The sequence below is a fragment of the Sutterella sp. genome (genome assembly GCF_030539355.1).
In the GTDB taxonomy this organism is placed as follows: Bacteria; Pseudomonadota; Gammaproteobacteria; order Burkholderiales; family Burkholderiaceae_F; genus Sutterella.
On sequence record NZ_JAUNSF010000005.1, the window covers coordinates 1 to 21,709 of the forward strand.

The 21,709-nt window shown below is 67.3% G+C and carries 23 protein-coding genes; 14 read left to right on the forward strand and 9 right to left on the reverse strand.

Annotated elements, in window-relative coordinates:
• From Q4F91_RS01905 to nrfD, 3 genes are all read left to right on the forward strand, one after another.
• Window positions 1–890, forward strand: an 890-nt coding sequence (locus tag Q4F91_RS01905; protein ID WP_303334077.1) for a molybdopterin dinucleotide binding domain-containing protein, incomplete at its 5' end; no start/stop codon positions are given.
• A gap of 15 nt (window positions 891–905) precedes the next feature.
• A complete protein-coding gene (locus Q4F91_RS01910; protein ID WP_303334078.1) occupies window positions 906–1,490 on the forward strand; it encodes a 4Fe-4S dicluster domain-containing protein in 585 nt (194 codons plus the stop codon).
• Window positions 1,487–2,380: an NrfD/PsrC family molybdoenzyme membrane anchor subunit gene (gene nrfD, locus Q4F91_RS01915; RefSeq protein ID WP_303334079.1), complete on the forward strand. Its 894-nt coding sequence runs from the start codon at window positions 1,487–1,489 to the stop codon at window positions 2,378–2,380. Before Q4F91_RS01910 ends, nrfD begins: the two co-directional genes overlap by 4 nt.
• 108 nt (window positions 2,381–2,488) lie before the next feature.
• Here the strand turns inward: nrfD and Q4F91_RS01920 are convergent, their stop codons facing one another.
• The gene (locus Q4F91_RS01920; RefSeq protein ID WP_303334080.1) at window positions 2,489–3,799 is read right to left on the reverse strand and encodes a hypothetical protein; all 1,311 of its coding nucleotides are present in this window, start codon (window positions 3,797–3,799) and stop codon (window positions 2,489–2,491) included.
• A gap of 643 nt (window positions 3,800–4,442) precedes the next feature.
• Here Q4F91_RS01920 and Q4F91_RS01925 point away from each other — a divergent pair.
• The gene (locus Q4F91_RS01925) at window positions 4,443–4,817 is read left to right on the forward strand and encodes a hypothetical protein (protein ID WP_303334081.1); all 375 of its coding nucleotides are present in this window, start codon (window positions 4,443–4,445) and stop codon (window positions 4,815–4,817) included.
• Window positions 4,818–4,936: 119 nt separating this feature from the next.
• Here Q4F91_RS01925 and Q4F91_RS01930 read toward each other — a convergent pair whose 3' ends face one another.
• Complete coding sequence (locus tag Q4F91_RS01930; RefSeq protein ID WP_303334082.1) at window positions 4,937–5,950, reverse strand: asparaginase; 1,014 nt, start codon at window positions 5,948–5,950, stop codon at window positions 4,937–4,939.
• A 491-nt stretch (window positions 5,951–6,441) separates the two neighbouring features.
• On the opposite strand from Q4F91_RS01930, the gene Q4F91_RS01935 reads away from it, so the two are divergent.
• On the forward strand, window positions 6,442–6,927 hold the full coding sequence (locus tag Q4F91_RS01935) for a hypothetical protein (protein WP_303334083.1): 486 nt from the start codon (window positions 6,442–6,444) through the stop codon (window positions 6,925–6,927).
• A 211-nt stretch (window positions 6,928–7,138) separates the two neighbouring features.
• Here the strand turns inward: Q4F91_RS01935 and Q4F91_RS01940 are convergent, their stop codons facing one another.
• The 3 genes from Q4F91_RS01940 to Q4F91_RS01950 form a co-directional block, all read right to left on the reverse strand.
• The gene (locus Q4F91_RS01940) at window positions 7,139–8,419 is read right to left on the reverse strand and encodes an ammonium transporter (RefSeq protein ID WP_303334084.1); all 1,281 of its coding nucleotides are present in this window, start codon (window positions 8,417–8,419) and stop codon (window positions 7,139–7,141) included.
• 97 nt (window positions 8,420–8,516) lie between these two features.
• Window positions 8,517–8,855: a P-II family nitrogen regulator gene (gene glnK, locus Q4F91_RS01945; protein ID WP_303334085.1), complete on the reverse strand. Its 339-nt coding sequence runs from the start codon at window positions 8,853–8,855 to the stop codon at window positions 8,517–8,519.
• A 446-nt stretch (window positions 8,856–9,301) separates the two neighbouring features.
• Window positions 9,302–10,258 carry a LysR family transcriptional regulator gene (locus tag Q4F91_RS01950; protein WP_303334086.1) on the reverse strand — a complete coding sequence of 319 codons (957 nt, stop codon included), beginning with the start codon at window positions 10,256–10,258 and terminating at the stop codon, window positions 9,302–9,304.
• Between the two features lie 270 nt (window positions 10,259–10,528).
• Between Q4F91_RS01950 and Q4F91_RS01955 the strand changes: the two genes are divergently transcribed.
• Window positions 10,529–11,737: an MFS transporter gene (locus Q4F91_RS01955; protein ID WP_303334087.1), complete on the forward strand. Its 1,209-nt coding sequence runs from the start codon at window positions 10,529–10,531 to the stop codon at window positions 11,735–11,737.
• Window positions 11,738–11,858: 121 nt separating this feature from the next.
• Entirely contained in the window at window positions 11,859–13,274 is a 1,416-nt protein-coding gene (locus Q4F91_RS01960) for a DUF362 domain-containing protein (protein WP_303334088.1), read from the forward strand.
• Window positions 13,275–13,367: 93 nt separating this feature from the next.
• Here Q4F91_RS01960 and Q4F91_RS01965 read toward each other — a convergent pair whose 3' ends face one another.
• Window positions 13,368–15,176: a M24 family metallopeptidase gene (locus Q4F91_RS01965; protein WP_303334089.1), complete on the reverse strand. Its 1,809-nt coding sequence runs from the start codon at window positions 15,174–15,176 to the stop codon at window positions 13,368–13,370.
• Window positions 15,177–15,395: 219 nt separating this feature from the next.
• Here Q4F91_RS01965 and Q4F91_RS01970 point away from each other — a divergent pair, with 219 nt between their 5' ends.
• On the forward strand, window positions 15,396–15,761 hold the full coding sequence (locus Q4F91_RS01970) for a hypothetical protein (RefSeq protein ID WP_303334090.1): 366 nt from the start codon (window positions 15,396–15,398) through the stop codon (window positions 15,759–15,761).
• A 72-nt stretch (window positions 15,762–15,833) separates the two neighbouring features.
• On the opposite strand, the gene Q4F91_RS01975 is transcribed toward Q4F91_RS01970, so the two are convergent.
• The gene (locus Q4F91_RS01975; RefSeq protein ID WP_303334091.1) at window positions 15,834–16,214 is read right to left on the reverse strand and encodes a hypothetical protein; all 381 of its coding nucleotides are present in this window, start codon (window positions 16,212–16,214) and stop codon (window positions 15,834–15,836) included.
• A 399-nt stretch (window positions 16,215–16,613) separates the two neighbouring features.
• Here Q4F91_RS01975 and Q4F91_RS01980 point away from each other — a divergent pair, with 399 nt between their 5' ends.
• The 5 genes from Q4F91_RS01980 to Q4F91_RS02000 are packed head-to-tail and all read left to right on the forward strand — an operon-like array spanning window position 16,614 to window position 19,370.
• A complete protein-coding gene (locus tag Q4F91_RS01980; protein ID WP_303334092.1) occupies window positions 16,614–17,306 on the forward strand; it encodes a HyaD/HybD family hydrogenase maturation endopeptidase in 693 nt (230 codons plus the stop codon).
• A 20-nt stretch (window positions 17,307–17,326) separates the two neighbouring features.
• The gene (locus Q4F91_RS01985; RefSeq protein ID WP_303334093.1) at window positions 17,327–17,653 is read left to right on the forward strand and encodes a HypC/HybG/HupF family hydrogenase formation chaperone; all 327 of its coding nucleotides are present in this window, start codon (window positions 17,327–17,329) and stop codon (window positions 17,651–17,653) included.
• Between the two features lie 43 nt (window positions 17,654–17,696).
• Window positions 17,697–18,167: a hydrogenase expression protein HyaE gene (locus Q4F91_RS01990; protein ID WP_303334094.1), complete on the forward strand. Its 471-nt coding sequence runs from the start codon at window positions 17,697–17,699 to the stop codon at window positions 18,165–18,167.
• A 50-nt stretch (window positions 18,168–18,217) separates the two neighbouring features.
• Window positions 18,218–19,108: a hydrogenase expression/formation C-terminal domain-containing protein gene (locus Q4F91_RS01995; protein WP_303334095.1), complete on the forward strand. Its 891-nt coding sequence runs from the start codon at window positions 18,218–18,220 to the stop codon at window positions 19,106–19,108.
• Window positions 19,101–19,370, forward strand: a complete 270-nt coding sequence (locus Q4F91_RS02000; RefSeq protein WP_303334096.1) for a rubredoxin — start codon at window positions 19,101–19,103, stop codon at window positions 19,368–19,370. Before Q4F91_RS01995 ends, Q4F91_RS02000 begins: the two co-directional genes overlap by 8 nt.
• 193 nt (window positions 19,371–19,563) lie before the next feature.
• On the opposite strand, the gene Q4F91_RS02005 is transcribed toward Q4F91_RS02000, so the two are convergent.
• A complete protein-coding gene (locus Q4F91_RS02005; RefSeq protein ID WP_303334097.1) occupies window positions 19,564–20,007 on the reverse strand; it encodes a hypothetical protein in 444 nt (147 codons plus the stop codon).
• 269 nt (window positions 20,008–20,276) lie between these two features.
• On the opposite strand from Q4F91_RS02005, the gene Q4F91_RS02010 reads away from it, so the two are divergent.
• Window positions 20,277–21,146 (forward strand): hypothetical protein, encoded by an 870-nt coding sequence (locus Q4F91_RS02010; RefSeq protein ID WP_303334098.1) that lies wholly within the window; start codon window positions 20,277–20,279, stop codon window positions 21,144–21,146.
• Window positions 21,147–21,164: 18 nt separating this feature from the next.
• Here the strand turns inward: Q4F91_RS02010 and Q4F91_RS02015 are convergent, their stop codons facing one another.
• A complete protein-coding gene (locus tag Q4F91_RS02015) occupies window positions 21,165–21,392 on the reverse strand; it encodes a hypothetical protein (RefSeq protein WP_303334099.1) in 228 nt (75 codons plus the stop codon).
• Window positions 21,393–21,709 lie beyond the last annotated feature (317 nt).

A 21,709-nucleotide genomic window follows, 5' to 3' on the forward strand; every position in this document is an offset into this window, starting at 1 on the left:
GGCAGGAATTTGTCGCCCAGATGCCTCTCGGGTGTGCATTAGGCGGCTTTCAGGTCTCGAACGCCGGCCTCGAGCCGCCCGAGGGGTGCGAGGCGCGCGAGGAGATCTGGCAGTTCTGCGAGATCCTGCGCCGCGCCTTCCCCGAGCGCGCGAAGGAGCGTCTCGGCTATGACCATGAGATGAAGACCCGCGAGGAATTCCACGCCTGGTACCGCGGCATGATGGACGCGGCCTGGGAGAAGTTCATCGCGCAGAAGAACAAGGCGAACCCCGGCGACGGCGACCGCATCCGCGAGGATGTCCTCGCCCGCGGCTGGTCGAGGACGGCGACGAAGAAGTTCGGCGTCTACCCGTGGAAGAAGCCCTTCGGCACGCCCACGGGCAAGCCCGAGATCATCAGCTTCCTCTTTGCCTCGAAGTACGAGAAGAAGGGCGCTTCGGGCGTCTGCGACTGGGAGACGCCCCCGGGCTACACGCTCCCGCGTCCGCGCTCGAACGAGTTCTACCTCGTCACGGGCAAGGACAGCGCCTCCTGCTCCGGCGTCGCGCTTTTCACGTGGCCGACGAAGTTCCTTGGCGACCGCACGCTCTGGATGAACCCGGTTGACGCCGAGCGCCTCGGCATCCGCACGGGCGACATGGTCGAGCTCACCGCCATCGACACGGGCGTCAAGGGCCGCAGCCGCGTGACGGTGACGAACCGCGTGATCGCGGGCTCGCTCTTCGCCCACGGCTTCTCGGGCGGCGTGCGCACCAAGCGCGACCTCGGCGCCTATGAATGGACGCGCGAGGGCGTCAACTCGCACTGGTTCGCCACCGGCCGCCGCGAGCCCGTCACGGGATCGCTTTCGAACAACTCGTCCGTGCGCGTCGAGCGCATCGGCGCCTGATGGAGGGAGGAAGCGATGACTCAATCCAGAAAGAAGCTCGCGCATCTCTTTGATGCCACACAGTGCGTCGGCTGCTCGGCGTGCATCGTCGCCTGCGCGCAGACGAACTATCCGGACCTTCTCAATGAGGAGAACGCCGGCTGGGGAATGCTCCCCGCGAACATCCGCAAGGTGACGCTTGAGACCTCCCGCCGTCCGCGCCAGATCCTCGTGCAGTGCCAGCAGTGCGATGACGCGCCCTGCGTGAAGGTCTGTCCCTTCGGCGCCAACTTCCACGACCCGGTGACGGGCCAGGTCAAGACCGATCCTTCGCGCTGCGTCGGCTGCGGCTACTGCGTGACGGCGTGCCCGTACGACGTGCGCTGGCTCCATCCGAAGACGGGGCTGCCCGTCAAGTGCATGGGCGAGGGGTGCGAGAAGCTCGTCGCCGCCGGCGAATCTCCCGCCTGCGTCGCGGCCTGCCCGGTCACGGCGCGCGCCTTCGGCGACATCGCGGATCCGTCCTCGGACATCTCGCGCCGTCTTGCCAAGGGGCGCTTCGAGCGTCTGATGCCCCAGAAGGGCACCCGTCCCAACTTCTTCGTGGTGGTGCAGAAATGATCTCCTCACAGTACATGGAACTCACCGCCCAGGCCGCCACGAGCCACTGGGCGTGGACAATCGCGTTCTTCCTCTGGTTCGTGGGCCTCGCCGGCATGGGGCTCTTCCTCAACGTGTGGCTCAAGAGCCGCCGCGTCTTCCTCATCTGCGCCGTCTCGGCCGTGGTGGGCGCGCTCCTCGTGGTCTCGCACCTCGGCCGCATGCTCAACCTGCCGTTCGCGGCCTTCAACGCGCTGCTTGAATGGTCCTTCAACTTCACGAGCTGGATGTTCATCGGCATCTGCCTCCTCGCGGTGCTCTGCATCGTCGTGGTGCTGCAGTCGATCGGCATCTGGTGGGGTGAGAAGAAGGGCCGCGCCGACATCACCGCGCTCGCCGAGGGCCGCGTTCTCGCGTGGTTCGACGGTGTCCTCGGCGTCGCCGCGACGGCCTACTCGGGCTTCCTGCTCACGCAGGCCGCGGGCGTGCCGCTCTGGAACACCGCCGCGCTCCCCGTGCTCTGGCTCTTCTCGGGTCTTGCCTGCGCCGTGGGTCTCGCCGAGATCCTCGCGGCCGCGGGGAAGCTCGAGACAGGTCATCCGCACTGGCTCTCCGGCACGGCCTGGGGCGTGCATGCGGGCGAGGCCTTCGTGATCTTCGCTTTCGTGCAGTCCGCGCTCTCCGGCACCCCCGGCGCGGTCGCGGGCGGCGAGAGCCTCCTTTCGGGCGGCGCCTCGCTCCTCTTCTGGGGCGGCGCGATCGGGCTCGGCATCCTCCTGCCCTCACTCTGCGCACTCGTGAAGAACGCGAAGAGCGTCGCGATCCTCGGCGGACTCGCCGCGATCCTCGGCGCCCTGGCGCTCCGCGCATCCGTTCTCTTCGCCGGTTACTTCGACCCGGTGATCTGGTGATCGGATAAATAAAAGAAACTCACCCGACGAGGGGGAAGAGGCGGCCCGCCTCCCCGGATCCGGTTCAGACCGGCCGGGGAAGGCGGGCCGCCTTGTTTTTGGAGAAACTCATCGCCAGGCGAAGTGCTCGACGAGCGGGCGGATGCCGAGCTTTCCGAGCCCCTCCGCGGCCGCCTTCACGAGCCCCTCGGGACCGCAGCAGTGCACTTCGGCGCCGCCGGCCGTGTATTGGGCGAGGTGATGCGTTTTCCCGAGGCGCTGACCCTTCGCCGAGTCAATGATCGTGAGCTCGACGTCGGACTCAAGCGCCGCCCTGCGGACCATCTCGGCGAGCTTCGTCTCCGACCCGCGCGTCGACCAGACGAGACGCGTGCCGGGGAGCGCCTTGGCGGCCTTCATCATCGCGAGGAAGGGCGTGACGCCGATGCCGCCCGCGACCCACACCTGGGGCTTCGTCGCGTCGGGGTTGCGCAGGAATTCGCCGTAGGGGCCTTCGAGCACAACGGTGCGGCCGGCGACGGGCTCGCGCACGATCTTCGTCGAGTATTCACCGAGCGCACGGACGATGACAGTGAAGGTCTGCGTGCCGTCAGCAGCGGGAGCGTCGACCGACGCGACCGTGAAGGGGTGCGGGTGTTCGGACTTGTCGAGCGAGAGGCACACGAACTCGCCGGGCTCGACGGGGCGGTGGAGGGCGGCCGAGAGCGTGAGCGACTTGTCGGCGTCCGTGACCATCTCCTCGGCGAGGACCTTGCCAGAGACGCGCAGGTTCGTCATGCGGAACTCGAGCACCACGACGGCGACCGTGAGGAGCGCTATGGCGACGGTGGCCCACCAGCCGAGTCCCATGAGAAACCCGTCGGGAACGCCCGCGATGCCGTGCGCGGCGCCGATGAGGGCCACGGGCGCGAAGAGGCGGTGAATCTGCACCCAGCGGGTCTGGCGGATGAACTTCCCGAAGAGGGCGACCGCGATGAGCGCGAACATCAGCCACCCGAGCCAGGCGACGTCATGGCCGAGCCAGCCGATGAAGTCAAAGCCTTCGGCCGCTTCGCGGGCCTTGCGCACGGGCGCCTCGGCGAAGCCGAGCGCGACGACGGTCTCGACGATCTTGCGCGGCATCCACCAGTGGAAGGCAAGAAGGCCGGCGGTGGCGATGCCGAGGAAGCGATGGAAGCGGTAGCTCTCGGGCATGCCGCCCATGAACTTCTCGACCGCGGGGAGGCGCAGCGCGCTCGCGACGAGGGCGAGCATGGCGCCGCCCAGAAGAATGCCGGACCAGAGGTCAAGCGCCTTCTTCCACTCGCTGATGGTGGCGGCGGCCGGATTCCAGCCGAGCCAGGAAACGAGCGGGATCAGTGACAGAACGAAGAACAGAATGAGGGCGCGGGTGATGCGTTTCTTGGCTGCCGGGGTCATGGCGAAAATCCTGTGGGCCCTGTCTACGCGCGGATGGGGAAAGCGCGTCGGACGGGGCACGGTTGCGGGATCCTCCTTCCGAAGACCCCGTGGGGAGGCGGGGCCGGGGAAGACGGATTCCGGGGGAAACGGGTTTTCGGACGGATGCCGCGGCCTGGTTCGTCCTTCGCGGAGCCGCCCGTCGGCGCCTCCACACTGAAGAATTTATGCGGGTTTACTGAGCGAAACGTGAGTTTTCGCTGAGGGAATGCTTAGTTTTTATTGGAAATTTCAGGGTTTCCCCGTGCGCTGAGTGCAACAGCGGCGGCTCCCCGGCGTTCCCGTCCCTCCAGCTCCTTAAGGTTCACGTGAGATTCCTGGGGTATGTTTGTCTCACATGAGGAGATTTCCGAGCGGATCGGCGAGGCAATCCTTCGTGCGGAATCTGATCTTCGGTGAAGCTTGCTTGGTCGCTTCTTCACTCCGGACTTCAGAGCATCCTCCCTCCTGAGGGGCGGATGACGCGCGGTGTGTGGCTTCTCTCCACTTTTCTCCCCACTGATTTTCTTGAGGGCTCGCCCGGGTTTCCCGCGGCGAGCCATTTCTTGAGTGTTTCCTGTGTGCGGCAGCGATGCCGCCCTCTCAAAGAAGGCAGATTCCCAGGATGTTCACGCGCACTGTTCTCACCACCGCGCTTCTCTCGCTCGCATTCCTCGCCGGCACTGCCGACGCCGCCCGCGCGCCGACGGGCTTCGAAGGCCACTGGTCGGGCACCCTGGTCTCCGCCTCGGACGAGGCCGCCGGAGCGGAGCTCTCGCTCGACAGCTACGGCTGCTACGCGCTCTCGATCAAGACTGACCGCGGCATCGAGACGGGGTTCTTTGAGGTGAAGGACGGCCGTGTGCTGCTGAAGAACTCCGGCGGCAGCGTGCTCCGCGTGCTCGAGCGCCGCGAGGACGGGAAGCTCCACGAGCTCACGGCCGAGGGGAAGCCCCTTGAGGGCAAGCCCGCCGACTGCTGCTCGCTCTACAAGGACTGAGCGGAAGGACTCCGGTCCTTTCCTCTTGAAACGAAGAACCGCGCCGATCCCAGGGGGAAAAGCGCGGTTCTGTCGTTCTGAGGGCGGCACAGGCCGCCGGCCCAGGATTCAGTGCGGCATCAGAAGGTCGCGAAGGCTTCCTTCATCTTCTCGGGCGACCAGCCGAACTGCACGAGCACGAGCATCGCGAGGATGCGGCACTTCTGGGGCGAAAGCGTGCCCGCGGGGATGTAGCCGCGCTCCTGCCACTCGGCGAGGCCCGGCGTCACGCAGCCGCCCGGGACGCGGCTCGCGCGGATGATGAAGACGTTGTCGGCGGCGGCCTCGGCCAGCGCCTTCTCGCACTCCTCGTGGATCGAGCCGTTGCCGGTGCCGGCGTGGACGATCACCTCGGCACGGGCGGCCACGGCGGCGCGCACGAGCACGCCGTCGTCGTCCGCGTGCGAGTAGAGGATGTCGACGCGCGGCAGGCGGCGGGGGCGCGAGAACTGCTCGACCGAGAAGGGCGTCCCGAGCCCGAAGGGGCGCTCGGGGCGGCCGAGCCAGACGATGGCGTCGCCGGCGACGAGGCCGAGCGGGCCCTGCACGAGGCCGGAGAAGGCCGCGACGTTGGTCGGGTTCGTCTTCATAGCGTCGCGCGCCGAGAGGATCACGTCGTTCAAGGCAATGAGCACGCCGCGGCCGCGGGCGGCCGGGTCGGCGGCGATGCGCACGGCGTTGAGGAGGTTGAGCGGACCGTCGGCCGCAAGCGCCGTCGCGGGGCGCATCGCGCCCGTGAAGACGATCGGCTTCTCGGTCTTGGCGGTGAGGTGCGTGAACCAGGCGGTCTCCTCCATCGTGTCCGTGCCGTGGGTGACGACGATGCCGGCGATGTCCGGGTCGGCCGCGGCCTCGGCGATGGCGGCTCCGAGGTCCTTCCAAACCTGGGAGGTCATCGACATCGAGTCGATGCGGGCGATCTCGCGGGCCTCGATGCGCGCGACCTGCGCGAGCTGCGGGACGGCCGAGAGAAGGGCATCCACCGTGAAGTCGCCGATGCGGTAGCCTGTCATCTGCAGGGCGTCGGCGCCCGAGGAGACGATCGTTCCGCCCGTGGCGAAGAGGGCGATGCGGGGAAGGCTGGAGGAGGTCATGAGTGAGTCACTGCCTGAAGGTCTGTAGGAAATCCGGGAGTCACGCGCGGCGCTGCGCGGTGAAGTCGGAGAGCGATTTTAGACGGTCGCCCGGTCCGGGATCATGTGCATGACCGGGGCGGCGAGGGGCCGGCGGCGTCGGTGGACCGGAACGGGGCGCGGATGCACCGGGAGAGTGCGTGAGGGCGCGGGAGACGCGAGGAACGCCGGATTTCCGACGCTCTTGAAAAAGCGAAACCCCTGAACATCCTCGCGGACGGACAGGGGCTTCTTTGACCTCGCCCGAATACTACGGGAAAAGAAGTGCCCGGGGTTGAATTCGCCATATTGGGAATTACCTGATACTCTTTAATGGGTAATGAGGTTGTGTACAACAGGCGGAACCGAACGGAGGGTGGGAAATCGTTCACCCAGGGTCTTCAGGTTGGACGAAGGGAGGCCGCATAGAATTGATCGGATTGATTCCCACCCATTCACCCGGAGAACGCCCCATGCCGAAATTCGTGAAGGAACTCGGTCTGATTTCCGCCGCCGCGCTTCTGGCCGGCGCGCTCGCAGGCTGCCAGGCCGTGCCGACGGGCCCCGACGGGGAGCCGCTCTCCGGAGCCGCGGCCGCGCGCTTGATTGAGGCGCCGGCGCCGAAGGTGACGCCCTCGGTGATCATCGCCCGCGACCAGATCTTCGCCTACGACTCGACGATCTCGGTCGGCACCGCCTTCGAGCAGTACGGCCGGTGCGACCCGAAGACCCGCCTCTGGGAGGAGCTCGAGCCGGGCGACGTGCAGTTCTCCTGCCGCTTCGACGACGGCACGATCATCCAGTTCGACTTCCGCGTCACCACGGAGCCCAGGAAGTCCGAGCTGAGGATGGTCACCTTCACCTCGATGATGGACGCGGAGTTCGCGGGCATCAGCGTCCGCGGCCCCGACGCCGAGGACATGCTGAGAAAGATCTACATGAACGAGAAGCTCTTCTGACGCCTGGCTGTCTCGCGTCTCTTGAACAGCGCCGGCCTCGGATGAAAGTCCGGGGCCTCGTTGTCTCAGCAGTCTGCATATTTGTAGGCTCAGATGTGGGTTCAGATGCAGAAAGGCCTCCCGCAGCTTGTCGCTGAGGAAGGCCTTCCGGAGGTTTCCGCCTCCGCCCGGAGAGGTCCGGGCGGGAAGTGGGTTCGCTGCAGGGAGTGGATTACTCGATGCGCTCGCCGTGGGCGGAGAGGTCGAGACCGGCGAGTTCGTCGTCGTTCGAGACGCGCAGACCCATGGTCTTCTTGATGATGTAGAGGATGATGGCGCTCATCACACCGCCGTAGACGAGGGTGGCGACGACCGAGAGGGCCTGGATGCCGACCTGCGTCCACATCGGGGGAAGCTCGGAGCCGGTGACGGCGCTCGAGGCGAAGAAGCCCGTCAGGATGGCGCCGAGGATGCCGCCCACGCCGTGCACGCCGAACGCGTCGAGCGAGTCGTCGTAACCGAAGTGAGCCTTGACGACGGCGACCATGAAGAAGCAGACGACGCCGGCGAGGAGACCGATGAAGAGGGCGGGGGCGGGTTCAACGAAGCCCGAGCCCGGGGTGATGGCGACGAGGCCGGCGACGGCGCCCGAGATGATGCCGAGAACGCTCGGCTTGCCGCGCATCTTCCACTCGGTGAACATCCAGGCGACGGCACCGGCGGCGGCGGCGATCTGGGTGACGAGGATGGCCATGACGGCGCGTTCATTCGCGGCAAGACCGGAGCCGCCGTTGAAGCCCATCCAGCCGAACCACAGGAGGCAGGCGCCGATCACGGCGAACGTGAGGTTCGAGGGAGCGAGGTGCTGCGTGCCGTAGCCGCGGCGCGGCCCAAGCATGAGGCAGCCGACGAGGCCCGCGATACCGGCGTTGATGTGAACGACCGTGCCGCCGGCGTAGTCAAGCGCGCCCATCGTGCAGAAGTAGCCGTCCGAACCCCAGACCCAGTGGCAGATCGGGGCGTAGACGAGGATGCTCCAGGCCACCATGAAGACGATGAGCGAGGAGAACTTCATGCGCTCGGCGAAGGCGCCGGTGATGAGGGCGGGCGTGAGGATCGCGAACGTCATCTGGAAGAAGACGAAGAGGAGCTCAGGGATGGAGCCCGAGAGCGTGTTGATCGAGATGCCCGCGAGGAAGGCCTTGTCGAGGCTGCCGATGAAGGGCGAGCCTTCGGAGAAGGCGAGCGAGTAGCCGAGGAAGTACCAGACGAGGGTGAGCAGGCCGCAGATGGCGAGCGACTGCGCAAGCGTCGAGAGGATGTTCTTCTTGCGGACCATGCCGCAGTAGAAGAGCATGATGCCCGGGATGGTCATGAGGAGAACGAGCAGGCCGGCCACCATGATCCAGGCCGTGTCGGCCTTGTCGAGCGTCGGCTCGTCGCCCGCGAAGGCCGAGGCGCTCGCAAACGCGAGAAGCCCGGCCGCGGGCAGGAGTTTCTTTAAGGCGTGCATTTTGTCAATCTCCGAGTAGTTCTTATGGGATTGCTTTGCTTCTTTGAGGGTGAGGAAGGGACTCTTCCGAGGGAATCCGCTTCTTCGCTTCTGGGGATCAGATGGCCGCCTCGTCGGACTCGCCCGTGCGGATGCGCACGACGTGCTCGAGAGAGGTGACGAAGATCTTGCCGTCGCCGACCTTGCCGGTGCGGGCGGACTTCAGGACGGCCTCGATCACGGTCTCGACGAGCTCGTCGCCGACCGCAACGTCGATGCGGACCTTGGGGAGGAAGTCGACCACGTACTCGGCGCCGCGGTAGAGCTCCGTGTGGCCGCGCTGGCGGCCGAAGCCCTTCACCTCGGTGACGGTGAGACCGTGCACACCGGCGGCTGAGAGGGCCTCGCGGACGTCATCGAGCTTGAACGGTTTGATGATTACAGTGATGAGTTTCATTTGAGAAAACTCCCTGACTGGGGTGGGTTAGGGGGAAGCGTCGGCCTCCCGGTGTTGAAACCGGGACTGGCCGGATTTCATGCAACCCTTCTCAGCAGGGGCCGTGCCAAATGACCGCTTCAGGCACGCGATGACAGGGCTTCTTACCCTGAATGCGGGATGGCTCTAGGTGAAGAACCTGAGGTGGGTAGGGTGTTTCATTTACCTGACGCCGGGCCGCGCCGGGAGTGTGTCCCCGGTGGCCAGGCCGCCGTGTCGGGGCGGCCGAGCGGAATGGTGCGCGGCCGCGCACTTTTTCGGGGCACAGGTTTTGAATTAAATTGATTTACAGACAAAAAAGTGCATGCATCGGAAACGGTGCATGCACTTTCCGGGCGCGCCCGGATACGGTGCGCGTTCCGCGGACGGTGAGGTCCCGGTGCGGCGACGGGGCGTCCGCGGCGCGCTCAGGACGCGGGCTCGGGTCTGCGCAGACCGAGCAGCTCCGCGGCCCTTGCCTTCCTCTCCTCCGCCTCCTTCATCCCGTTCTTGATCTCCTCCTCGTCAAGGAGCTCGAGGAGCCGCGCGACCGCGGGCGGCATGATGCGGTCCTTTTCCCAGGCGATGACGACGTCGGCCGAGAGCGGCGGCGTGAGCGGGAGCCACACGAAGCCGCTCTTCGGGTCCGGGTTGTAGATGCCCTCGAGCGCGAGCACGTCGCCCGCGCCCGCCTGAGCGAGAAGCCAGGCGTTGTAGATGAGGTTGAAGCGCGCGACATAGCGCACCTTGGGCGAGAGCTCGCCGAACCAGGCGGCGAACTCGTTGTTCGCGTCGGCCTGGATGGAGGTGAGGAGCGGTCGGCCGACGAGGTCCTTCGGCGAGACGGCGGAGAGTTTCCCGAGCGGCCCGTCCCTGCGCGTGATGACGCCCCAGCGGTTGGAGCGCTTCAGTTTCCGGCGGCTCCAGACCGTCGCGTCGATCTCGCCGATGAAGACGCCCAAGTCGGTGACGCCCGAGCGGAGCTCCGCGCGCACGGTCTCGGCGCTGCCGCTCACGATGCGCACGGTGACGCGCGGCGCCTCCCGCTGCAGGCGGGCGATCGCGCTCGCGAGCGGCGCGAGGCAGGGCGTCTCGCCCGCGGCGATGCGGATCTCGCCCGAGAGCGCGTCCTCGGCGGCGATCTCGGCCTTCGTGCGGTCGAAGAGCTCCGTGATCATCAGCGCCCGCTCGTAGAAGAGCCGCCCCTTCTCGGTGAGCGTCAGCCGCCGGTTGCTGCGCTCGAAGAGCTTGTGGCCGAGTTCCTCCTCGAGGTCCATGAACTGCCTCGAGAGCGTCGGCTGCGTGACGTGCACCCGGGCGCAGGCCCCGGAGATGCTTCCCGCCTTCACGGCCGCGATGAAGTAGCGCAGCACTCGTATGTCCATGCCTCTCTCCTTGAATTTCTATGCCTTTCGAGCATATTGAGCGATGAAAATTCGGTATTTGACATGATTATACCCGGGAAATATAGTTTTTTCGTCAATATTCATCAGAGGCATAGTCGCCGGCCTCACCAGTGACAGACCCGTGCCGGCGGTTCTCTTCTTCTTCCGCCCGCCGCTCCGCGAATGCCTGCGCATTCCGCCTCCTCCCCTCAACGGGAGCGGCCGGTGCCGCGGGCGGCCTTTTTCCCAGTCTCCAGATTGAGAATCACCATGTCGAATACCTCCCAGTCCGTGTCCGACCGCGCCGTGACGCCCGTGACGCTCTCGCTCTTCGCGGGCGTGACCGCCCTGATCGCAAGCGAGTTCACGCCGGTGAGCCTCCTCACTCCCATCGCCGGCGCGCTCGGCATCTCGACCGGCACGGCCGGGCAGACCGTCACGGCCGTGGGCGCGGCGGCGTTCCTCACGAGCCTCCTGATCGCGCCGCTCTTTCCCCGCACCGACCGCAGGCTCCTGATGCTCGCCTTCACGCTGATCGCGGCGGTCTCGAATGCCCTCATCGCGGTGACGGAGTCGGTGGCGCTCCACTTCGCCGCCCGCGCGGCGCTCGGCCTCTCCGTGGGCGGGTTCTGGTCGCTCTCGGTCGCCTACGTGCAGTCCGTGGTCTCAAGAAAGGCGCTCGCCGGCGCCTTCTCGGTGGTCTACGCCGGCGTCTCGGTCGCGACCCTGGTGGCGCTCCCCGGCGCCGCCGCGCTCTCGGACGCCTTCGGCTGGCGGGCGATCTTCGCCGCGGTCGCCGCGCTCACGTTCATCACCTTCCTCTGGCAGTGGCGGACGCTCCCTGAAGTCCGGCCAGCGCAGACCGCCGGGCTCGCCGCCTTCCGCGAGGTGCTCGCCGAACCGGCCGCCCGCTTCGGGCTTCTCGCGACTTTCACGGCCTACGCGGGCTACCACACGGTCTTCACCTACGTGCGCGCGGTGCTCGAGACGAGCGCAGGGCTCACGGGAAGTGCGCTCTCGACGACGCTTCTCGTCTACGCGGTCATCAACGTGATCGGCACCTTCGTGGCGGGCCGCCTCTTCGCGAGCGCCTTCCGCGCGGCCTTCGCCGGCACGGCCGTTGCCGCGCTCGCGGCGCCCCTTCTGATGCTCCTCCTTGAGGGGAGCGTCGCGATCGTCGGGCCCGTCTTCCTCGCAGCCTTCGTCTTCGGCTTCATTCCGGTCGGCTGGTCGGTGTGGCTCGTGAGGACGCTCCCGCACCGCACGGAGATCTTCGGCGGACTCTCGGTCGCGGTGACGCAGCTCTCGATCGGCGCCGCGGCGAACGCGGGCGGGCTCCTCTTTGACAGCACGGGCACGACGTCGCTCTTCATCCTCTCGGCCGTGCTCTGCGCGGGCACCCTCGCGCTGCTCCCCGGAACGATGAGGCCCGCGAAGGCTCCCGCCGGGCCGCACGAGATCCCCGTGACAGCCGCCTGACGCCGGAAATCAAGAGAATTTCATCGTTTTTCGATCGGAACGGGCGGGTTCGAGCCGCCGGGGACAGGGACAATTCAATATGAATCAACTCTTCCGACTGATATCAGAAGGAGCCCAGCGCATGACGACGAAACTTCACGAATTCACCCGGCGGGAACTTCTCGCGGGGCTCCCCGGCGCCGCAGGCGCCCTGACGCTCGGCTCCTCGATCCTCGCCGCCTCCGGCACCGCCGGGGCCGGTGAAGCCGTCAGCCTCTCCGCGGTCTCCGCGCCGGCCGCGGGCTCCGGCTGGAAGGCGCCGAAGCCGATTCTCCCCGCGCATCCGCCTCTCGGGCGCGGCATCGGCGTCTGCCCCGGGCGCGTCGCCTGGGTGCACGACCCGCGCGCCGTCTCCTGGGCGGGCGACGGCTGGTGGTGGAATCCGGAGAACTTCTCCGGGCCTGTGATCGAGGAGATGCTCGGGCGGGTGCTGGTCGGCCTCGCGGGGCTCGACGCCGGATCGCCCGTCCGCGGTGCCTGGGAAAGGCTTTTCACGGCGCACAACGCCCGCCATGGCCGCTCGGGCGGCTACCGGAAGGGCGAGCGCATCGCGGTCAAGATCAACATGAACGGAGCGGGCGGCTACGGCGACGACCCCGACGGGCACACCGAGGAGTCCTACGGCAACGCACGGCTCGTGCGCGCGCTCGTCCTCTCGCTCATGGAGGCCGGCGTTGCCCCGGCGAACATCACGCTCTATGACGCCGGCCGCATCTTCCCGCGCTGGTTCATGGCTCTGGTGAGCGAGGGCGCGGCCGCGGGCGTCGTGTTCCGCCACCGCAGGCCGGGGGCGCCCGACGACGCCGTCGCCGACCGCTCGCACCCGATCGACTGGGCGGGCCGCATCCGCGGCGACCGCTCGTACCTGCCGAAGTGCGTGACCGAGGCCGACTACCTCATCAATCTCGCGAACCTGAAGGGCCACAGCTACGGCATGACGCTCTGCGCGAAGAACCATTTCGGGAGCTTCGTCAACTCCGACCGCCTGCGCGCGCCGCAGGCGGCGGGCCTCCACGGCAACGTGGCCGGGGCCCGGGCGGGGAACTACTCCGTCCTCACCGACCTCTCGGCGCGCGCGCACCTGGGCGGCAAGACCGTGCTCTGTCTCCTCGATGGGCTTCTCACCGCGACGGGCGAGATCGTCTCCACCACCCGCGAGGCCGCCCTCTGGACGATGCCTCCCTTCGCCGGCGGCTTCATGGCGAGCCTCTTCGCTTCCCAGGACCCGGTGTCGATCGACTCGGTCGGGGCGGACTTCCTCACGGCCGAGCCCAACATGCTCGAGCGCAACTACACGCTGCGCTCCTCGCCCGGGATGGAGAACTACCTCCACGAGTCGGCGCTCGCCGACCGCGCCCCGTCGGGCACGGCCTACACGGACGGCGCGGGGAACCGCGTCGGGTCGCTCGGCGTCCACGAGCACTGGCTCGACCCGGTCTCGAAGTCCTACAGCCGCAACCGCGGCGAGTCCGAGGGCATCGAGCTCGTGCGGGTCTGATTCATCAACCGGTTGATCTGAGAGCCGCCGCCGGGGGAGGGATCCGTATTCCTTTCTCCGGCGGCGCTTTCATTCTGTCGGCGGGACTGATGATCAGCCGATCGGGAGGGTCTTCCTCCAGAGCCAGCGGCGTTCGTCCTCGGTCAGCGCCGGTCCGATGCGCTCGAGCACCTCGTGGTGATAGGCGTTCACCTGCTCGATCTCCTCGCGGGTGAGGTCGGCGACGAGGATCGCCTTTCTTTCGTAGGGCAGGAAGGTGAGCGTGCGGAACCTCAGGAACCGCCCGAACTCCGTCTCCGTATCCTCCTCGACGGCCACCGCGTTCTCGATGCGGATGCCGTGGCGGCCCGGGCGGTAGATGCCCGGCTCGTCGGAGAAGACCATGCCGGGCTCGAGCGGCGTCGCGTGCGCCCAGGGGAAGGCCGGGGCGAGCTCGATGCTGATCTTGCCCGGTCCCTCGTGGACGTTGCTCACGTACCCGATGCCGTGGCCCGTGCCGTGGTTGAAGCTGATGGCCTCGCGCCAGAGGGTGGACTTCACGATCGCGTCGAGGAGGTTCCCCGTCGTGCCCGCGGGAAAGCGCTGCCGCGCGAGCGTGAGGTGCGCCCGGAGCACGCGGGTGTAGTCGCGCTTCATCTCATCGGTCAGTTCTCCCACCGCGACCGTGCGCGTGAGGTCTGTCGTGCCCGAGCGGTACTGCGCGCAGACGTCAAAGAGCAGGAATCCCTCGGGCCTCACGGCGTCGCTCTTCTCCGGCCCCGGGCGGTAGTGCGGGAGCGCGGCGTTGGCACCGTAGCCGACGATCGGGATGTTGCCGGGGTGCAGGTACCCGGGCATCTGACGGCGGAAGTGCTCGAGCTGCTGCCCGACCCCGTACTCGGTGAGCTCGCCCGAGCCGGCGTTCTCCTCGATCCAGCGCATGAGCCGGATGACGGCGACGGCCTCGAGGCGGTTGGCCTCGAGGAAGCTCTCGATCTCGGCCGCGGAGTGGATCGCCCGCAGCCGCGCCGCGGGCTCGGGGCCGCGCGAGACGCGCACGCCCGCGGGCACGGCCTCGAGGAACCCGGCCGGGGTGCGGAAGGGGTCGATGCGGAGAACCGTTTCCAGGGGAAGGGCGGAGAGGGCCTCGGGAACGGCGTCACGGGCCCTGAGTTCCCAGCCGTCGGCCGCGAGCGCCCGGACGATGTCGTCCGTGAACTTCCGGCGGTCCGCGAAGAGCGTCGCGGTCCCGGGACCCACGAGCGCGAAGGCATGGAAGAGCGGGTAGAGCGGGTGGTCGTCGCCGCGCAGGTTCGTGATCCAGCCGATCTCCTCGAGGCCCGTGAGAAGCGCCGCGGCCTGCGGGTCGATGCGGGAGAGCTCGGCTCGCTCGGCCGCGAGCTTCTGCACGCGCGGCGTGACGGCCGACTCCCCGGGGAAAGGCCAGACGGGGGCGTCGGGGAGAGCCGGGCGCTCGGAGAGGGACTCGCGGAGCTCCGCCGCCGGGTTGCCGTCGGCGGTGATCACGACGCCGGGAAGTTCCGCGCGGAAGCTTTCGAGCTGTGCGACGGAGAGCACCTCGCCAGGCAAAGACAGACGCTCGCCCGGTTTCAAGCGGGCGCGCAGCCACTCGCAGAGCGTGGGCGTGCCGGGAATGCCCGTCGTGAAGATCGTGAACGCGTCGCCGTCCACTTCGCGCCCGGCCTGCGTCGTGTAGCGGCCGTCCGTCCAGAAGGCCGCCTCGGTGAGCGTCAGCGCCGCCGTGCAGGCGCTGCCCGTGAAGCCCGAGAGCCACTGCAGGGTCTTCCAGTGCGCGGCCACGGCCTCGCTCTGGTGCGGATCGGCCGAGGTGACGTAGAGCGCGGCGACGTCATTCGTGCGCATCCATTCGCGCAGGTGCTCAAGTTTCTCCCGGGTGTTCATGGCGGTTCTTCCCTCACGGTCTGATGAGTTCTTTCGCGGGCGCTTCGGGCCCGCCTGGGGTGTGAAGGAATTCTAATTCTCAGGAACCGGCATGCCGGACGGAGCTCGGAACGGGGGCAGGAACGGGGAAGGAAGCGGGCCGCGCCGTTGCAAGTAGAATGAGGGCTCGGCCGGGCGGCCCCGGCGGCATTCGACAGGATTTTTTCAGGAGCGGCGGAATTGGCAGAGATCAGCGTTCAGGCGGCGGGCACTCAACTCGACACGACCGGCCTTCTCGGCGCCGAGCGCGATGAGACGGGCACGGACGAGAAGGGCGGCGCGCTCGTCAGGGTCGCGCGCGTCTTTCACACGATGAGCCAGGCGGACATCGCGGCCCGCGCCCGTTTCTTCGCCGCCATGCGCTCGATGTCGGACGCGGACTATGCCGCCGGCAAGGGCCTCTCGGTCGACTGCACCGTGAGGGAGGACCCCCGCGTGGGGCCAAAGACCGTGCGCTACACGATCGGCGGCAGCCCCAGGGCAGGCAGAACCTACGCCGTGATGGAGGCCGAGCTTGTCGCGGCCGTCCGCGCGGCGCACAGCTGATCCTCACGGAACCCCGGCTCCCGGGGAGTGAACATGAAAGGACCCGCTTCAGGAGAGAGGCGGGTCTTATCGTCAGGGCTTCTCCTTCGGAGCGGCCGGGGCGTTGATGCGCGCCGCGGCCTCCTCGATGAACGCCTTCACGACCGGATGCTCCTCCGGGCGGTCACGCAGAAGCTCGAGCTCGGCGGCGTCCGGATTCCTCGCGAGGATGGCGTTCAGCAGCCTGCGCAGCCAGGCGGTGCCGCCCGCGGCATGGTAGATGTCGCGGTCGGGACGGATGAACCGGATCGCCATGATGTTGTCGAGCGGTTTGTCGCCTTCGCACTTGCGGCCGCAGCCCTTGCGCGCGCCGCCCCAGCCCGGGTGCTTCCTCTGGTTCGGCCTTTTCCTCGAGCACTTGATGGGTCTGATGACAGGCGTCTTCGCTTCGGCTGTTTTCTTCTCTTCGGGCATGACGAGGTTCCGTTGAATTCCGCGGGGGCACGGGGCTTCCCGGCTGCAACCCGGGGCCGGCGGTCGGTCGGCCGCCCCGGCAGGCATCCATTATCGCAGGCGATTGGGGTTGACATGAAAGGGTTTGCTGCGGGGAGGCCGTCCGCCCTCCCGTGAGGACGGCGTCCGCGGGGCCGCTCCGGGCATTTCCGGGCTTTTATGCGGAGGCCCGGCCTCTCCCGAAAGGGCTGTATTTTTCTAACTCTTTTGGCAGTGTTCCCTCACTCTTAAGACTGAGGCGGGAGGAGTTGCGGCGGGGATATAGTCATTTACAAAGTCCGAGTCTCCTCAAGGGAGCGGGTCACAGAAACCGCCCGGGGGAGACTCCTGAAAAGTACAAGGATTCAACGAGGAAGAAGAATGACCCCGGCGGAAAACGCAGACATCCCTCAGCCGAGCCCGCGCTTCAGGCGCGACGTGCTCGTGCTCGGCATCGGAAACATCCTCTGGGCTGACGAGGGCTTCGGCCCCCGCGCGGCCGAGGCTTTTCATCAGCGCTTCCGGGTTCCCGAGGGCGTGGAGGTGATGGACGGCGGCACGCTCGGCGGCTGGCTCGTCGACGAGATCTGCTCGTCGCGTCGCATCCTTGTCTTTGACTGCTGCGACCTCAAGAGCGAGCCCGGCACGCTGAGGCTCCTGAGGGCGGAGGACATCAAGATCTGGTCCTCCACCAAGATCTCGCCCCATCAGTCCGGCTTCAACGATCTGCTCGCCACCGCCGAGATCCTCGGGAGCCTCCCGGAGGACCTCGCCGTCGTCGGCGTGCAGCCCGCGGAGCTCGAGGACTACGGCGGCAGCCTCTCGAGCGGCATCCGTGCGAGGCTCCCCGAGGCGCTCGAGCTCGCCCGCGGCGTTCTTCGCGAGTGGGGTCACGAGGTCACCGAGCGCCCCGAGGGCGAGAAGGTCGAGCCCCTTTCCTTTGACGTCCTGCAGATGGACGCCTACGAGGAGGGCCGCCCCGACGCCGAGGACGCCTGCCGCACGGGTGACGAGCGGTTCCTGAAGCGCATCGCCGGCCACGCCGTCGACCGCGACATCAAGTTTGACGACTGAGAGACGGAGCGGACGAGAAGATGTGCATTGCCTTTCCGATGCAGGTGATCTCCTGCAATGAGGTGAGCGCGCGCTGCAGCCGCCCGAACCGCGAGGTCGAGGTGGACATCACGATGATCGAGCCGCCCAAGCCCGGCGACTGGCTCCTCGTATTCCAGGACCGGGCCCTGCGCCCGATCACGGAGGAGGAGGCCCGCGACATCGAGGCCGCGCTCGGCGCCACTGCGCTCGCGATGATGGGCGAGGCCGGCGAGGACGACATCCGCGCGGGCTTCTCGGACCTCGTCGACCGCGAGCCCGAGCTCCCGCCGCACCTGCGCGCGCTCGTCGGCAAGCCCCTCAAGTGATTGAGAAGAACAGAATTCAAGAAAGACAGGAAACGAGACTCACATGTCCAAGTTCACCCGCGTCGCCGTGATCGACCCCGAGAACAACCCGCTCTTCGCGCGTCTCTGGGGCGAGTCCGGCTTCAAGAAGCTCAATGAATCCACGATCGACGAGTTCCTCGCCGTCTCCGGTCTCAAGTTCGCGATCTTCGCCGATGATCCGAACAAGCAGAAGGAGACGATGGACATCGTCGTGATCGGCCCGGAGATTTTCAAGCAGATCTCGAAGGCCTTCACCGGCGCCTGGATGACCGAGCCCGCCGAGGGCCGCGCGCTCGCGGCCCGCTTCGGCATGCGCAAGCTCCCCGCGCTCGCGCTCTTCCGCGACGGCGTCTATCTCGGCGCCTGCGAGGGCCTCGACAGCTGGGACGGCTACATCACGAAGCTCGCCGAGATCGCGGTGCGCAAGAAGGCGCCCCCGAGAACGATCACGATCCTGCCGAAGGCGCCGGTCTCCGACTCCGCCTGCGGCTGAGGCACAGAAAAACAAACCCACACAAAAATTCAACGAAGAGGAAAACCCCCATGGCTATGCAGCCTTATTCCGCGATGGACGCCGCGAAGCGGTGGCTCCAGGCTCCCAAGCTTGACCCCGAGACGGAACGTGCGGCGGCGCTCGCCACCATCGACTTTCTCACGGACGTGCGCACGCACCTCGAGAAGGCCGTGGCCGACATCGAGTCGGGACGCGCGAGGAAGGACGGAATGGACCTCCACGAAGTCTGGGACTTCTCCGCCTTTGACGTGAAGCACATTGACTTCCTGCTCGCCACCCTGGGCGAGGGCCAGGTGCGCATCACGCTCTTCGGCGGCGAGGCGAAGGCCGGCGACACCGGCATCCCCGGCCTCTGGCGCGTGCAGACGGGCCCGGACGGCGCCTCGAACGCCTTCGTGCTCGGCAGGCTCCCCCGCGCGGTGCTCGTCGTGGGCGACCGCGGCCTCGACGAGATCCCCGATCTCGTGAACCCCGGGCCCGACGTCTTCGCCGCGCCGGCGATCCTCGGCGAACTCAGCCACCAGCTCGGCGTCGCGCGCGAGGCCGGTGAGTTCGAGACCCTTCCCGAGAAGCCCGCCTTCATGGTGGAGATGCAGCGCCAGCCGCTTTCGCGCGGCGACATGAACTCGCTCCTCTCCACGCTCGGCACGGGCGACATCGAGGTCGAGCTCCAGGGCTTCGCGCACTCGCGCTTCAACCGCACCCGCGTGAAGAACGTCTGGAGAAGCCGCATCATCAACAACGCCGGGAAGACGCTGCTTGACGCCTTCATCATCGCCCGCATGCCGCCGGAGATCCCGGTGACCGCCGACGAGTACCGCGACGGCATCGAGAAGTGCACCGACCTCATCGACTGGGTGAAGGGCGACCTCGAGCGCGGCTCGCTCGGCGCTCCGAAGAACGGAGCCGGCCATGCCTGACGGGAAGGACGGTCAGAACCCGCACTTCACGAGCGGGCGCGACATCGCGGATGTGCTCGACCGGCTCGCCGCCGAGCGCATCAGCGACGACACGCGCATGCAGTGCCGGGTCTGCTGGTACATCTACGATCCCGAGGAGGGGTGTCCCGAGGAGTCGATTCCGCCGGGAACGCCCTTCCGCAAGCTCCCGACGACCTTCATCTGCCCGGACTGCGGGCACCCGAAGACGTCGTTCCTTCCTGCGGACGACGACATCGGCTGAGAGATTTGTTCGAGGAGGTGAGATCCCGGCTGTCCGTCCCGTTCGTCCGCCAGGGACTGCGGAACCTCACGGGATGTGAGGGCGGCTCCCGCAGCCTTTCGGGGAGGGGCGGACGGTCGGGATGCTGCGCAAAAAGGGCCGGATTTTCCGGCCCTTTGCATATCTTGGAGAAGCGCTGCCGCAGTCGCGCGCTTCAGTGACTGAAGAAGCTGTCCCGGGGAGGCGGGAGCGCGAGGAGGCCGAGGCCGGCGATCACGAAGAGCACCGGATGCACGATGGCGCCCGCGAAGGCGAGCGTGAAGGGGAGCCTCCGGTCGGCGAATATCTCGAGGCGGAAGAGCTCGAGGCCGCGCTCGAAGATCATGCCGTCGACCATCAGGATGTCGACGTAGACACAGGCGAGCACGATGAGGAGCGTCACGGCGAGCACCGTGGAGAATAGACGCCGGACTTTGTCGTTCGGCGCGAAGATGCGTCCCGAGAAGAGAAACGAGATGAGCATCAGGAAGGCGACGGCGGCCGGGGCGCAGGCGAGGATGAACTCCGTGCCGTGGATCCACGGCTCAAGGGTCCAGAGGCTCGCGCCCCAGTAGGCAAGCGTGACAAGTATCAGCGCGAAGGTAAGCTGACGTCGCATGTGGGAATTCTCTTGCGATGGTTGGAAAGTGTTGCGAGGGGGAGACGCGTGAGAGTGCCTCTTGTTATCGGAATGAGAGGGTATGCAATTCTAACAGTGAAAGGTGCAGAGGAACTACATCCCGTGGCACGGGAAAGCGTCGTTTAATCACTTGCACCGCCCTCCCGGAGACAGAGGAACTGCACAGAATGCCTGATGCGGCGCGCTCCGAGGGGCGATAGGATTGAATTTGCAGTGCCTGAAAAAAACGCGTTTTCCGGAGGTCAAGCATGGGGATCAGAGACTGGCTGAAGCAATTTCTCGGCGGTGACGAAGAGAAGGCCGCCAGGGCCGTCCCTGCGGCCGAGGCACCCTCGGTTCCGGCCGCCGCCCCCGAGGACGTGCTCATCGACACGCTCGACGAGATCCCCCGCGCGGGCTTCGGCCGCGCTCAGACGGCGATCGCCGCCTTCGAGGCGCTGCCCGCCGAGCGCTGGCTTGACCGCCCGTTCACGGTCGGGATCCTGAAGCGCCTCTTCATTGCCTTCGGACCGGGCCGGGAAGGCGTGAGCGAGACGCTCGCGCTCGCCCAGGTCGCCCTCAACCGCTTCTCCAGGATGAAGTCCGTCGCACAGACGAAGGGTGAGAAGGACCCGCCGCTCGACTGGGTCGAGGGGCTGCTCTTGATGCGCACGGGGCGCTTTGACGCCGCGATTGAAAAGCTCGCCGAGGGCAACCGGGCGATGAACTTCGGCGAGGTTGAGGACTGGCGCGGGATGCTCCCCACGGAGGGCCGCGATCCGCTCGTGCGCTGCGCGGCACAGGCCGCCGAGACGCTCGAGAACCTCGGGAACCCGGATCTGCGCTTCTGGGGCGGCGTGGCCTGCTCGCTTCCGGTCGACAAGGAGGCGGTGATCGATCCCGAGGAGCTTCTGATGGCCGCCGGGGACCTGATCCTCGCGCTCCACGGGGCCGCGGCGCATGCCGTGACGCTCGACCGCGAGGAGCGCCTCGCGATTCTCACGCGCGCGGATGCGCGCTACAAGGCGCTCTTCGACGTGCTGCATCCGGAGGCGGACGACTGCCGCCGCATGATGGCCGCGATCGAGCGGCTCTTCGGCGTGGTGCACGACCGCGACCGCGGCGAGATCCGCGGCTGAGAACCTCCGGGCCGGGCGTCAGTTCGACGCCTCGGCGTCCTCGACGATCTCTCTCGTTTCGGCATCCTGTCCGGTGAGGGTGGAGCCGTCGCTCGAGATTTCCTGACTCGCCTTCCGCGGACGGCCCGGCTTCACGAAGATGGAGCCCCTGACAATGTCAGTCTCCGTCCCGTCATCCGTCGGACGCGGGGTGCCGGCACGGGCGGCCGCGGTGTCGTCGGTGAAGAAAATCTGTCCTGATTTCATCGGTCTTCAGGGGGCGCTCCACGCAGTCCGCCCTGCGGAATGCCCGCAGGGGCGCTTGCGGAGCGGAATTTTTGTGAGGGAGCTGCACGCGGCCGGCCGTGAAATCCCGCCCCCCCCCCCTGCGGCTTTCCGGAGGAAAGTCAGCGCTCAGGGAGTGCCGGACACGCTTCCGACGCGTGATGTCTGAGGAAAACCCCGGACAAATCTGAACCCTACCCCCCCCCCCGATGGTCTGTCAAGTCCCGCCCCCCGCGGAAAGCGCTTCTGTTGCCGCGGCGTCATCAGTCCGACGGGAATGCTGTAGCTTGAGAACAAAC

Excerpts from the sequence above, each read along its gene's own strand:
- Q4F91_RS01925 (WP_303334081.1), top strand. The coding sequence starts at position 4,443 with ATGTTCACGCGCACTGTTCTCACCACCGCGCTTCTCTCGCTCGCATTC.
- glnK (WP_303334085.1), bottom strand. The coding sequence starts at position 8,855 with ATGAAACTCATCACTGTAATCATCAAACCGTTCAAGCTCGATGACGTC.
- Q4F91_RS01975 (WP_303334091.1), bottom strand. The coding sequence starts at position 16,214 with ATGCCCGAAGAGAAGAAAACAGCCGAAGCGAAGACGCCTGTCATCAGA.
- Q4F91_RS02015 (WP_303334099.1), bottom strand. The coding sequence starts at position 21,392 with ATGAAATCAGGACAGATTTTCTTCACCGACGACACCGCGGCCGCCCGT.
- Q4F91_RS01980 (WP_303334092.1), top strand. The coding sequence starts at position 16,614 with ATGACCCCGGCGGAAAACGCAGACATCCCTCAGCCGAGCCCGCGCTTC.
- nrfD (WP_303334079.1), top strand. The coding sequence starts at position 1,487 with ATGATCTCCTCACAGTACATGGAACTCACCGCCCAGGCCGCCACGAGC.
- Q4F91_RS01960 (WP_303334088.1), top strand. The coding sequence starts at position 11,859 with ATGACGACGAAACTTCACGAATTCACCCGGCGGGAACTTCTCGCGGGG.
- Q4F91_RS01930 (WP_303334082.1), bottom strand. The coding sequence starts at position 5,950 with ATGACCTCCTCCAGCCTTCCCCGCATCGCCCTCTTCGCCACGGGCGGA.
- Q4F91_RS01990 (WP_303334094.1), top strand. The coding sequence starts at position 17,697 with ATGTCCAAGTTCACCCGCGTCGCCGTGATCGACCCCGAGAACAACCCG.
- Q4F91_RS01985 (WP_303334093.1), top strand. The coding sequence starts at position 17,327 with ATGTGCATTGCCTTTCCGATGCAGGTGATCTCCTGCAATGAGGTGAGC.
- Q4F91_RS02000 (WP_303334096.1), top strand. The coding sequence starts at position 19,101 with ATGCCTGACGGGAAGGACGGTCAGAACCCGCACTTCACGAGCGGGCGC.
- Q4F91_RS01935 (WP_303334083.1), top strand. The coding sequence starts at position 6,442 with ATGCCGAAATTCGTGAAGGAACTCGGTCTGATTTCCGCCGCCGCGCTT.
- Q4F91_RS02010 (WP_303334098.1), top strand. The coding sequence starts at position 20,277 with ATGGGGATCAGAGACTGGCTGAAGCAATTTCTCGGCGGTGACGAAGAG.
- Q4F91_RS01965 (WP_303334089.1), bottom strand. The coding sequence starts at position 15,176 with ATGAACACCCGGGAGAAACTTGAGCACCTGCGCGAATGGATGCGCACG.
- Q4F91_RS02005 (WP_303334097.1), bottom strand. The coding sequence starts at position 20,007 with ATGCGACGTCAGCTTACCTTCGCGCTGATACTTGTCACGCTTGCCTAC.
- Q4F91_RS01910 (WP_303334078.1), top strand. The coding sequence starts at position 906 with ATGACTCAATCCAGAAAGAAGCTCGCGCATCTCTTTGATGCCACACAG.
- Q4F91_RS01995 (WP_303334095.1), top strand. The coding sequence starts at position 18,218 with ATGGCTATGCAGCCTTATTCCGCGATGGACGCCGCGAAGCGGTGGCTC.
- Q4F91_RS01955 (WP_303334087.1), top strand. The coding sequence starts at position 10,529 with ATGTCGAATACCTCCCAGTCCGTGTCCGACCGCGCCGTGACGCCCGTG.
- Q4F91_RS01940 (WP_303334084.1), bottom strand. The coding sequence starts at position 8,419 with ATGCACGCCTTAAAGAAACTCCTGCCCGCGGCCGGGCTTCTCGCGTTT.
- Q4F91_RS01950 (WP_303334086.1), bottom strand. The coding sequence starts at position 10,258 with ATGGACATACGAGTGCTGCGCTACTTCATCGCGGCCGTGAAGGCGGGA.
- Q4F91_RS01920 (WP_303334080.1), bottom strand. The coding sequence starts at position 3,799 with ATGACCCCGGCAGCCAAGAAACGCATCACCCGCGCCCTCATTCTGTTC.